The organism is Streptomyces sp. NPDC001843 (assembly GCF_042891955.1).
Classification (GTDB): Bacteria; Actinomycetota; Actinomycetes; order Streptomycetales; family Streptomycetaceae; genus Streptomyces.
Genome location: NZ_JBIATQ010000019.1, coordinates 74092 through 85576 on the forward strand (window position 1 = coordinate 74092; position 11485 = coordinate 85576).

Here is an 11485-nt window from a genome sequence, read left to right on the forward strand (position 1 = left end):
CGTGCGGGGCGCATGGGGCCGCCGGCTGGGGGCTGCCGCCCCCAAACCCCCGCTTCGGCCTGAACGGCCTCGTCCTCAAACGCCGGACGGGCTGAGAATCACGGACCGGACCAAGAGGAACGGGCGCCTACGGCTCCGCCGCGGGCGCGGCCTCCGGCTGGGTATGACGAAGGCCCGCATCTCCCAAGGGATGCGGGCCTTACTTGCGGTCCTGACGGGATTTGCTGTGTCTGATTGCGGCTCCGCCGCGGGCGCGGCCTCGGCTGGGCATGACCAAAGGCCCGCATCCTTGGGGGATGCGGGCCTCTTCTGCGGTCCTGACGGGATTTGAACCCGCGGCCTCCACCTTGACAGGGTGGCGAGCACTCCAAACTGCTCCACAGGACCAGGTTTCGCGGCGCCTTCGTCGCGTTGCGCTGCGAGAAGGACTGTACAGGAGGGTGAGGGTCCTGGTCGAACCCACTCCCCGTATCCGGTCGATTACGGGACGGCCGCGTCGATCGCCTTCACGATCCGCTTGTCCGAGACGGGGTACGCCGTGCCCAGCGCGTGGGCGAAGTAGCTGACCCGGAGCTCCTCGATCATCCAGCGGATGTCCAGGACGGAGGAGGGGACAGGCCGGCCCTGGGGGAGCTGCTCCAGGAGCCACGCGTACTCGTCCTGCATCTCATGGACCTTCTCCATGCGCGTGGTGTCCCGCTGGACGCTCGTCGGCATCTGCTGCAGGCGCCGGTCGGCGGCCACCAGGTACCGCATGAGGTCGGGCAGCCGGCGTATCCCCGCCGCCGTCACGAAGCCGGGCTTCACGAGGCCGTCGAGCTGCGCCCGTACGTCGGCCAGGTTCGGCAGCAGCGAGGGGCTCCGTACGGCCTTCAGCCGCCGCTCGCAGGACTGCCAGGCGGCCAGCACCTGTTGCACCTGGCCCACCGTCCGCACGGTCGTGTCGACGATCTCCGCGCGTACCTTGTCGTACAGCTTGCGGTACGACTCCTCGTCCCACACCGGGCCCCCGAAGTCCGCGATCAGCTTGTCCGCCGCCGCCGTCGCACAGTCGTCGAACAGCGCCTGGATCGACCCGTGCGGGTTCGCGGACAGGCCCAGCTTCTGGGCGTTCGTCAGGCGGTCGCTCGCGAACTTCGCCGGGTTGACCGGGATGTTGCGCAGGATGAGACGCCGGGTGCCCCGCCACATCGCCTCCGTCTGCTCCGCCTCCGTGTCGAAGAGCCGGACCGAGACCGTGTCGCCGTCGTCCACCAGCGCCGGATACGCCTTCACCGGCTGCCCCGCCCTGCGGGTCTCGAAGACCCGGCTGAGCGTGCCGATGGTCCAGTCGGTGAGGCCCTTGCGCTCCAGTGACTCGCCGCCCTGACGGGAGGCGGTGGCCGCCGCTGCCTGCGAGAGGGCCTGGCGGGCCTTCGGCTTCAGCCGGAGCTTCAGGGGCTCGAGGTCCTTGTCCTCCGCCAGTTTCCGCCGTCGCTCGTCGACGATCCGGAAGGTGATCTTCAGATGGTCGGGGACCCTCGCCCAGTCGAAGTCGCCTGCCTCGAAGGGCACACCGACCATGCGCTTCAGCTCGCGGGCCATGGTCGTGGTGAGCGGCTCGGCGAGCGGCGCCGCCTTCTCCAGGAAGGCCTTCGCGTAGTTCGGCGCGGGCACGTAGTTGCGGCGGATCGGCTTGGGCAGGGAACGGATCAGCTCCGTCACCAGCTCCTCCCTGAGCCCCGGGATCTGCCAGTCGAAGCCCTCGTCCGTGACCTGGTTGAGGACCTGCAGCGGAATGTGCACGGTCACGCCGTCCGCGTCCGCGCCCGGCTCGAACTGGTACGTCACACGGAACTTGAGCGGGCCCTGACGCCAGGAGTCCGGATAGTCGGTCTTCGTGACCGCCTCCGCCGACTCCCGGATGAGCATCTCCCGCTCGAAGTCCAGGAACTCCGGCTGCTCGTGCCGCTTCCGCTTCCACCACGAGTCGAAATGGGCACCGGAGACGACGTGCTCGGGCACCCGCTGGTCGTAGAAGTCGAACAGCGTCTCGTCGTCGACCACGATGTCCCGGCGCCGCGCCCGGTGCTCCAACTCCTCGACCTCGCTGAGGAGTCGGCGGTTGTCCGCGAAGAACTTGTGGTGCGTGCGCCAGTCGCCCTCGACCAGCGCGTTCCGGATGAACAGCTCGCGGCTGGCCTCCGGGTCGATCCGGCCGTAGTTGACCTTCCGGTCGGCGACGATCGGCACGCCGTACAGCGTGACCTTCTCGTACGCCATCACGGCCGCCTGGTCCTTCTCCCAGTGCGGCTCGCTGTACGTCCGCTTCAGCAGGTGGCCGGCGAGCGGCTCGACCCACTCGGGTTCGATTTTGGCGTTGACCCGGGCCCACAGCCGTGACGTCTCCACCAGCTCGGCCGACATGACGAACCGCGGCGTCTTCTTGAACAGCGCCGAACCCGGGAAGATCGCGAACTTGGCGTTCCGCGCGCCCAGGTACTCGTTCTTCGCGCCGTCCTTCACGTCCTTCATGCCGATGTGCGAAAGCAAACCGGCGAGGAGGGAGACGTGGATACGGTCGTCCGGGGCGTCCTCGTCGTTGAGATGGATGCCCATCTGCTTGGCGACCGTGCGCAGCTGCGTGTAGATGTCCTGCCACTCCCGGATGCGCAGGAAGTTCAAGTACTCCTGCTTGCACATCCGCCGGAAGGAACTGGACCCCCGCTCCTTCTGCTGCTCCCGGATGTACCGCCACAGGTTCAGATAGGCGAGGAAGTCGCTGGTCTCGTCCTTGAAGCGGGCGTGCTGCTGGTCGGCCTGGGTCTGCTTGTCGACGGGGCGCTCACGCGGGTCCTGGATGGACAGCGCGGCGGCGATCACCATGACCTCGCGGACACAGCCGTTCTTCTCCGCCTCCAGCACCATGCGCGCCAGGCGCGGGTCGACGGGGAGCTGGGCGAGTTTGCGGCCGGTGTCCGTCAGGCGTTTGCGCGGGTCCTTCTGGGCCGGGTCGAGGGCGTGCAGCTCCTGCAGCAGCTGGACGCCGTCGCGGATGTTGCGGTAGTCCGGCGGATCGATGAAGGGGAACTTCTCGATGTCGCCGAGGCCGGCCGCGGTCATCTGCAGGATGACGGACGCCAGGTTCGTACGGAGGATCTCCGCGTCCGTGAACTCCGGACGGGAGAGGAAGTCGTCCTCGCTGTAGAGGCGGATGCAGACACCGTCGCTGGTCCGCCCGCAGCGGCCCTTGCGCTGGTTCGCGCTGGCCTGCGAGACCGGCTCGATGGGCAGCCGCTGCACCTTCGTGCGATGGCTGTAGCGGCTGATCCGGGCGAAGCCGGGGTCGATGACGTACTTGATACCGGGGACGGTCAGGGACGTCTCCGCCACGTTGGTCGCCAGCACGATCCGGCGACCGGTGTGCGGCTGGAAGACGCGGTGCTGCTCGGCGTGGGAGAGCCGGGCGTACAGCGGCAGGATCTCCGTGAAGCGGTAGTTCTTCTTCGTCAGCGCGTCGGCCGTGTCCCGGATCTCCCGCTCCCCGGAGAGGAAGACGAGGATGTCCCCCTTCCCCTCCGCCATCAGTTCCTCGACGGCGTCGGTGATCGCGGTGATCTGGTCGCGGTCGGCGTCGTCCGAGTCCTCTTCCAGGAGCGGCCGGTAGCGCACCTCCACCGGATACGTCCGCCCGCTCACCTCGACGATCGGCGCGTCGCCGAAGTGCCGCGAGAAGCGCTCGGGATCGATGGTGGCGGAGGTGATGACGACCTTCAGGTCGGGCCTGCTCGGCAGCAGCTGGGCGAGGTACCCCAGCAGGAAGTCGATGTTGAGGGACCGCTCATGGGCCTCGTCGATGATGATCGTGTCGTAGGCGCGCAGCTCGCGGTCGGTCTGGATCTCGGCGAGCAGGATGCCGTCCGTCATCAGCTTCACGAAGGTGGCGTCCGGGTTCACCTGGTCGGTGAACCGCACCTTCCAGCCGACGGCCTCACCGAGAGGGGTGTTCAGCTCCTCGGCGACACGTTCGGCGACGGTCCGGGCGGCGATGCGGCGGGGCTGCGTGTGCCCGATCATGCCGCGCACACCGCGCCCGAGCTCCAGGCAGATCTTCGGGATCTGCGTCGTCTTCCCGGACCCGGTCTCGCCGGCGACGATGACGACCTGGTGATCACGGATGGCGGCCGCGATCTCGTCCTTCTTCTGGCTGACCGGCAGTTGTTCGGGGTAGGTGACGGCGGGCACGTGGGAGCGCCGCTCGTGCATCCGGGCCTCGGCCTTGCCCACCTCCGCCTCGATCTCGGCGAGGACGGCGGCGCGGGCCTCCGGCTTACGGATCTTGCGCGCGCCCTCGAGCCTGCGCCCGAGCCGGTGCGCGTCGCGCAGCGACAGCTCGGTCAGACGGGGGGCGAGGGTGCCGAGGGCGGGGGCAGGGTGCGTAGACATACGCGGTCCAGGATCTCACCTCGGCCAAATTCCTGGCTAACGAATTGCCTCCGGCGGTTCAGCAGGGGGTTTCCTCGCCCGCCCGCCCGTGCGGCACGTCGACGACTGCGAGTGGCCCCAGCGGGGGCTGATCGCCGTCGGCGAGGGCTACTGGTTCTGTTGAGCCGGCGGAGTCGTCTGCGGAGGCTCCCGGCGGTGACCGTCGCCCAGGGCGATCGACCTCGCCGTGTTGGACACCGCCTTGATCCCCAGATAGGCGGTGGTCGTGCCGCTCACCGCGGTGAACGCGGCCGTCAGCACCCCGACGATCACCGCTCTGTCCCCGTTGAGCCGCCACACCCCGAAGATCGCGACCGCGGCGACCGCGAGGTTGCTGAACACCACCGCCATCAGCCCGTACCGAGCCCGGACCCTCTCCAGCTCGTCGACGTCCCGACCCGCTCTCGCCTCTGCCTGATGCATCGTCCCCCGCCCTCAGCGATCCGCTCGACCGGCCAGAACCTAGCGCCGCGCACAGGACATGCCAAGACCAGAAGTGATCACGTGTTCGGGCAGCCGCTCGCGTCGGTGAACCGCCCCTGTTCGCGAGACCGAACGAAACCCCAGCCATAGGATCCGTGTTCGTGAAGTTGACCGTGCGTGTGAAGCTCCTCCCGACACCTGAACAGGCCCAGGCCCTCCGAGCAACCCTGCACGCCTGCAACGAAGCCGCCAACCACGTCTCTGCCACCGCATTCGCCACAGGGACCACAGGCAACCGCGAGCTGCGAGCCACGGCCTACACCCACATCAAGAACACCTGGCGCCTCGGCGCCCAAGCCGCCCAGCACGCCATCAAAAAGACCAGCGACGCGTACGCGGCCCTCAAAGGCAACCTCAAAGCCGGCAACCTCGGCCGCCCCGGATCCAAGCGACACCTGGCCGCCACCGGCAAGCCACTCCGCTTCCGCTCCGACGCCGCCCAGCCCTACGACGACCGCATGCTCTCCTGGCAGACGGAACCGCGGACCGTCTCCATCTGGACCACCGCCGGACGCATGAAGCACCTCGCCTACACAGGCAGAGAAGAGCACCTCCAGCTACTCGCCGAGTACCGGCAGGGAGAATCCGACCTCCAGTACCGAGACGGTCAGTGGTACCTGCTCGCCACCCTCGACCTGCCCGAACCCGCCCCGAACCCGAACCCCCGGGCGTTCATCGGTGTCGACCTCGGCATCGCCAACATCGCCACCACATCCACGGGGCACCGGCACAGCGGCAGAAGACTCAACCGCACCCGGCACAACGACCGAAAGCTCCGCACCCGACTCCAGAAAAAGGGCACCCGCTCCGCCAAACGACGCGCCAAGCGTCACGCGGGCAAGGAAGCCCGACGAACCCGAGACATCAACCACAAGATCAGCAAGCACATCGTGGCGGAGGCTCAACGCACCGGACGCGGCATCGCCCTCGAAGCTCTGGGCGGCATCCGTGAACGGGCACGGCTGAAAAAGCCCCAACGCGTCACGATGAACTCCTGGGCGTTCGGCCAGCTCGCCGAATTCATCGCCTACAAGGCACGCAGGGCCGGAGTCCCCCTGGTCCACGTGAACCCGGCGTACACCAGCCAGGAGTGTTCCCGCTGCCACCACATCGACAGACGCAACCGGCCGAGCCAGGCCGTCTTCACCTGCAGGTCCTGCGGCTTCGTTGAGCACGCGGACCTCAACGCGTCCCACGTCATCGGCCACCGCGGCTGGTGGACGTGGGTCCGCGGGGCCGAGTCACAGGTCCCTGCCCTCACGCTGATCGCGTAGGGCTGGATGCGCCGCTTCCGCCGAAGCCATCGGCGGGCGCGAGCTGCGAGCCGGGGGTAATTCTCCGGTAGCGGACGCGATCGCTCGTACACGCGCGTGATCCCGGGCCATACAACAAGGCCCCGATCCTTAAGATCGGGGCCTTTGCTGTGGCTGGGGCCGGGGTCGAACCGGCGACCTTCCGCTTTTCAGGCGGACGCTCGTACCAACTGAGCTACCCAGCCAAGGGGTTTCACGTGAAACAAAACCCCAGCGGTCCTGACGGGATTTGAACCCGCGGCCTCCACCTTGACAGGGTGGCGAGCACTCCAAACTGCTCCACAGGACCAAGCGTTGTGTACAACAGTGTCGCACACGGTGTTGCGTGCCCCCAACGGGATTCGAACCCGTGCTACCGCCTTGAAAGGGCGGCGTCCTAGGCCGCTAGACGATGAGGGCTATCGGCCCGCCTGGGCGCTTCTCAGCGCGTCGGGGACGTGAGAAGCATATGGGATGGCGAGGGGTATCGCCAAAACGGTTTACGGCGCCGCCCGCGAAGGGGCCGGCGACGAGGGTGGCGGGCTGGTCGGTGCCTGGGGCGCGCCCGGCTGGTTCTCCTCGGGGAGGTGGCGGCTGACCTCGGCCGTCGTCAGGCCCAGGCCGCCCAGCTTGATCGCGTCCCAGGCCTGGAGGCGCCGGGTGTCCCTATCGAAGTAGAGGATCGACGCCTCGATCGGCGCCGGGTACTTGTGCTCGACGGCGCGCAGACCGCTGCCGCCCGTGGAGCCCTCGATGCGCAGCCGGGTCCCCTTCTTCATGATCTCGTCGCCCTCGTGGTGGAGGTGCCCGGCCAGCACCAGGGGCACCTCGCCGTCGGTCTCGCGGGCGGCGGAAGGCTCGTGGATCATGGCGACGTCCACCGGGGTGCTGGCGGTCCGCTGGTCGCGCAGGGCGGAGGCCAGCCGGTCGCCCGCCTGCTGCTCCTGGGTGTCGCTGAGCCGGCCCGAGCGGTCGGGGGTGAACTGAGGATCGCCCATCCCCGCGAAGCGCAGGCCGGCCACCGATTCGGCCTTGCCGTCGTCCAGGATGTGCACGTTCTTCATCCGCCCCAAGTATTTCTGGGTGACCCGCGAGTCGTGGTTGCCGCGGACCCACACGTACGGGACGCCCAGGTCGGCGATCGGGTCCAGGAAGCCGTTCTCGGCCGCCGTGCCGTGGTCCATGGTGTCGCCGGTGTCCACGATCACGTTCACCTTGTACTCCGCCACTAGCGAGGTGATGATCTTCCAGCTCGCCGGGTTGAGGTGGATGTCCGACACGTGCAGGACCCGGATCGTGGTGGGGTCCGGCTGGTAGGCCGGCAACGTGGACGTGACGTCGTACAGCTTGGTCACGTTCGTCACCAGGCGGGCCAGCTCCTTCTGGTAGACGTCGAACTCCGTGACGATGCTGCGCGCGTTGCCGACGAGTGAGGGCGCGGAGGACAGCAGGCCGGAGAAGCGCGGCTCCAGGACCGACTCCGGGTTCCAGGTGGCGTACGCGGTCGCGCCGGACGCCGCGAGGAGGGTGAGCGCCAGCCCGCCGGCGGCCAGGGCGCGGCGCGGGCGGCGGTAGACCGCGAGGCCGAGCGCCGTCGCGCCGGAGACCACGGCGACGCAGGAGCGTACGGCCAGGTCGACGGTGCCGTGCTCGACGTCGTGGGCGATCTCGTCCTGCAGGCCGGAGATGCGTTCGGGGTGGTCGACCAGGGCCTGGGAGCGGACCGGGTCGAGCTGGTCGACGTTGACGTCGAGGCGGACCGGCGCGACGTGGCTGTCGAGCGAGAGTGCGCCGAGCGGTGCGACGTTGATCTTGGTGCCGCCGGTCAGGGACGGGCGGAGGGTCATCGTCGTGTTCATCGGGCCGACCGGGGCCCGTACGTTGCCCACGATCAGCAGGCCCAGCCAGGCACCGACCAGTACGACGCCCGTCAGGCCGAGGGCGCGGGCCCAGGGGTTGGGGCGTGCGGCCAGCTCGAGCGGAGGGAGGGGGCGGGGCTCCTTCCGGAAGCGGGCGGCCTTCCGGAAGCGGGGGTTCCTCCGGATGCGGTGTGTGCGGTTCTCGGTCCGGTTCAGCATGTGGTCCAGGGCTGCGAGGGGGACGCGGGCCATTGGTGCCGTATGCCCGGTCGTGTGCGCGGGTATGCGGTGCTCCAAGACCTTCGTACGAGGGTGCCGTACCGGACAATGGGCCTGTGCTGGAGATGACGCGCGAGGAGTTCGAGGAGCTGGTCGCCGAGGCGCTCGACCGGATTCCGCCGGAGCTGATGCGGCTGATGGACAACGTCGCGGTGTTCGTGGAGGACGAACCGCCCGCCGACGACCCCGAGCTGCTCGGGCTGTACGAGGGGACGCCGCTCACGGAGCGCGGCGAGTGGTACGCGGGCGTGCTGCCGGACCGGATCACCGTCTACCGGGGGCCGACCCTGCGGATGTGCGAGACCCGGGAGGACGTGGTGGCGGAGACCGAGGTCACCGTGGTGCACGAGATCGCCCATCACTTCGGCATCGATGAGGAACGGCTGCACGCGCTCGGGTACGGCTGAGTCGCTTCGGGCCCTTTCCGGCGGGTCGCGTGTCCTCTTGTGGGCGGCGGGAGTTGGGCAGGTTGACTTCTTCACCCTTTGGAGGTGGCCGCCGTGCGTCCCTTGTCCGTACCCGTCCGTCTGGCCACCACGGCGCTGGTCCTCGCCGCCGCCTCCGGCTGTGTGAGTGTGGGTGACGACGCGGGCCCGGGCAGACCCGCGCACTCGGCGGGGCAGCGGGACGGCCGGGCGCCCGACGGCCTGACGGTGGTGTCGGGGCACGGCGGGGGGCACGACGGCGGCCCGGCCGACGGCAAGCACCGGCACGGCGGGAAGGCCAAGCCGGGGAAGTCGGCTTCGGCGTCGGCCGAGCCGTCGGCGCCGGGCAGCGCGTCCCCGACAGCGCGGGCCGAGCCGGGAAAGACCGCCGGGCCGGGCGAGCCCGCGCCGACCGACGCCCAGCCCGTCCCCTCGCGGACGGCCGAGCCCACGCCCACGCCCCCGCCGCCTCCTCCACCGCCGCCGCCCACGCCGACCAGCGAGCCCCCGTCCGCCGAGCCGTCGTCGTCGGCGCACGAGGAGGCCGGGCCGCAGTTGGTCGAGCGGGAGCCAGCGCCGGAGGCCGGGTCACCGGTGTAGCCGGACGCCTGGCCGTGTGACGTAGCTCAACGAGACCCGGTTTGCCTTCGGGGGCGTTGGGTGCGTATCTTGGTAGATCGTTTGATCCCATTTGCCCGGCGCCACCGCAGAGCGCGCCGTGTGGCGCGTACTCTCCCTTGCCGTGGCTGACCGCATAGAGGCGGTCGTATTGCGAATCACGGAGTTGACGGGCGCGTGCCGACGAGACTCCGGAAGGTTTCGCATACGCATGTCCATTTCCAGTACTGATCACGTCGTGGTGTCCGAGAACATCGAGGCGGACAACGCTGAGCTCGAGGCCAACGACGAGACCAGCACCCCCGAGGTCACCTTCGCGGACCTCGGTCTCCCCGAGGGCGTCGTGCGCAAGCTCGCGCAGAACGGCGTGACCGTCCCCTTCCCGATCCAGGCCGCGACCATCCCGGACGCCCTGGCCGGCAAGGACATCCTCGGCCGCGGCCGCACCGGCTCCGGCAAGACGCTCTCCTTCGGTCTGCCGACCCTGGCCACGCTGGCCGGCGGTCGCACCGAGAAGCACAAGCCGCGTGCCGTCATCCTCACGCCCACCCGTGAACTCGCCATGCAGGTCGCCGACGCGCTCCAGCCGTACGGTGACGTCCTCGGCCTGAAGATGAAGGTCGTCTGCGGCGGCACGTCGATGGGCAACCAGATCTACGCCCTGGAGAAGGGTGTCGACATCCTGGTCGCCACCCCGGGCCGCCTGCGCGACATCATCAACCGTGGCGCCTGCTCCCTCGAGGACGTGCGGATCGCGGTCCTCGACGAGGCCGACCAGATGTCCGACCTGGGCTTCCTGCCCGAGGTCACCGAGCTGCTCGACCAGGTCCCGGCGGGCGGCCAGCGGATGCTGTTCTCCGCCACGATGGAGAACGAGATCAAGACCCTCGTCGACCGGTACCTGAACGACCCGGCTCTGCACGAGGTCGACGCCGCCCAGGGCGCCGTCACGACGATGTCCCACCACATCCTGATCGTGAAGCCCAAGGACAAGGCGCCGGTCACCGCCGCGATCGCCTCCCGCAAGGGCCGCACCATCATCTTCGTCCGCACCCAGCTCGGCGCCGACCGCGTGGCCGAGCAGCTGCGTGACGCGGGCGTGAAGGCGGACGCGCTGCACGGCGGCATGACCCAGGGCGCCCGTACGCGCACGCTGGCCGACTTCAAGGACGGCTACGTCAACGTCCTGGTCGCCACCGACGTCGCCGCCCGCGGTATCCACGTCGACGGCATCGACCTCGTCCTGAACGTGGACCCGGCCGGCGACCACAAGGACTACCTGCACCGCGCCGGCCGCACGGCCCGCGCGGGCCGCACCGGCACGGTGGTCTCCCTCTCCCTGCCGCACCAGCGGCGCCAGATCTTCCGCCTCATGGAGGACGCCGGCGTCGACGCCGGGCGCCACATCATCCAGGGCGGCGCCGCCTTCGACCCGGAGGTCGCCGAGATCACCGGCGCCCGTTCCATGACCGAGGTCCAGGCCGAGTCGGCGGGCAACGCCGCGCAGCAGGCCGAGCGCGAGGTCGCCCAGCTCACCAAGCAGCTGGAGCGCGCCCAGCGGCGCGCCGCCGAGCTGCGTGAGGAGGCGGACCGGCTGGTCGCCAGGGTCGCCCGTGAGCGGGGCGAGGACCCGGAGGCCGCGGTCGCCCAGGCGCAGGCCGAGGCGCAGCAGACCGTCGCCGAGGTCTCGGTGCCGCAGCAGACGGCCGCGCAGGACGTCGACCGGGCGGAGCGCGAGGAGCGCCCCGCGGCTGCGTCGTCGTACGAGCGTCGCGAGCGTCGTGACGAGCGGGGCGGGCGTTCCTTCGACCGTGACCGTGGTGGACGTTCCTTCGAGCGTCGGGACAACGACCGCGGGTTCGAGCGCCGTGACAACGACCGTGGCGGCTTCCGCCGTGACGAGCGCCGGGACGGTGACCGTGGCGGCTTCCGCCGTGACGAGCGCCGTGACGACCGGGGCGGGCGTCCCTTCGAGCGCCGTGACAACGACCGTGGCGGCTTCCGCCGTGACGAGCGCCGGGACGGTGACCGTGGCGGCTTCCGCCGTGACGAGCGCCGTGACGAC

Annotated in this window: 7 protein-coding genes and 4 tRNA genes; 4 read left to right on the forward strand and 7 right to left on the reverse strand. The window is 69.7% G+C overall.

All coding sequences use genetic code 11. From position 1 onward, the window contains the following. Positions 1–312: 312 nt before the first annotated feature. From ACFYZQ_RS35250 to ACFYZQ_RS35260, 3 genes are all read right to left on the reverse strand, one after another. Positions 313–387: transfer RNA gene (locus ACFYZQ_RS35250), tRNA-Asp, on the reverse strand. Between the two features lie 93 nt (positions 388–480). Then, positions 481–4425, reverse strand: coding sequence for an ATP-dependent RNA helicase HrpA (gene hrpA, locus ACFYZQ_RS35255; RefSeq protein WP_389156925.1), 3945 nt, complete (start codon positions 4423–4425; stop codon positions 481–483). A gap of 147 nt (positions 4426–4572) precedes the next feature. Further along, positions 4573–4887, reverse strand: coding sequence for a hypothetical protein (locus ACFYZQ_RS35260; protein ID WP_389156928.1), 315 nt, complete (start codon positions 4885–4887; stop codon positions 4573–4575). Positions 4888–5048: 161 nt separating this feature from the next. Here ACFYZQ_RS35260 and ACFYZQ_RS35265 point away from each other — a divergent pair, with 161 nt between their 5' ends. Beyond that, positions 5049–6221 (forward strand): RNA-guided endonuclease InsQ/TnpB family protein, encoded by a 1173-nt coding sequence (locus tag ACFYZQ_RS35265; RefSeq protein WP_389156931.1) that lies wholly within the window; start codon positions 5049–5051, stop codon positions 6219–6221. Between the two features lie 150 nt (positions 6222–6371). Here ACFYZQ_RS35265 and ACFYZQ_RS35270 read toward each other — a convergent pair. From ACFYZQ_RS35270 to ACFYZQ_RS35285, 4 genes are all read right to left on the reverse strand, one after another. Beyond that, positions 6372–6445 (reverse strand) — tRNA-Phe (locus ACFYZQ_RS35270). 29 nt (positions 6446–6474) lie between these two features. Further along, a tRNA-Asp gene (locus ACFYZQ_RS35275) sits at positions 6475–6549 on the reverse strand. A gap of 37 nt (positions 6550–6586) precedes the next feature. Beyond that, a tRNA-Glu gene (locus ACFYZQ_RS35280) sits at positions 6587–6659 on the reverse strand. Positions 6660–6739: 80 nt separating this feature from the next. After that, the gene (locus ACFYZQ_RS35285; protein ID WP_389156934.1) at positions 6740–8350 is read right to left on the reverse strand and encodes a metallophosphoesterase; all 1611 of its coding nucleotides are present in this window, start codon (positions 8348–8350) and stop codon (positions 6740–6742) included. A gap of 83 nt (positions 8351–8433) precedes the next feature. Between ACFYZQ_RS35285 and ACFYZQ_RS35290 the strand changes: the two genes are divergently transcribed. The 3 genes from ACFYZQ_RS35290 to ACFYZQ_RS35300 form a co-directional block, all read left to right on the forward strand. Continuing rightward, complete coding sequence (locus ACFYZQ_RS35290) at positions 8434–8784, forward strand: metallopeptidase family protein (protein WP_389156937.1); 351 nt, start codon at positions 8434–8436, stop codon at positions 8782–8784. 84 nt (positions 8785–8868) lie between these two features. Then, positions 8869–9402: a hypothetical protein gene (locus ACFYZQ_RS35295; protein WP_389156940.1), complete on the forward strand. Its 534-nt coding sequence runs from the start codon at positions 8869–8871 to the stop codon at positions 9400–9402. A gap of 229 nt (positions 9403–9631) precedes the next feature. Further along, the coding region (locus ACFYZQ_RS35300) for a DEAD/DEAH box helicase (RefSeq protein ID WP_389156943.1) at positions 9632–11485 on the forward strand (1854 nt) is incomplete at its 3' end.

Excerpts from the sequence above, each read along its gene's own strand:
- hrpA (WP_389156925.1), bottom strand. The coding sequence starts at position 4,425 with ATGTCTACGCACCCTGCCCCCGCCCTCGGCACCCTCGCCCCCCGTCTG.
- ACFYZQ_RS35260 (WP_389156928.1), bottom strand. The coding sequence starts at position 4,887 with ATGCATCAGGCAGAGGCGAGAGCGGGTCGGGACGTCGACGAGCTGGAG.
- ACFYZQ_RS35285 (WP_389156934.1), bottom strand. The coding sequence starts at position 8,350 with ATGGCCCGCGTCCCCCTCGCAGCCCTGGACCACATGCTGAACCGGACC.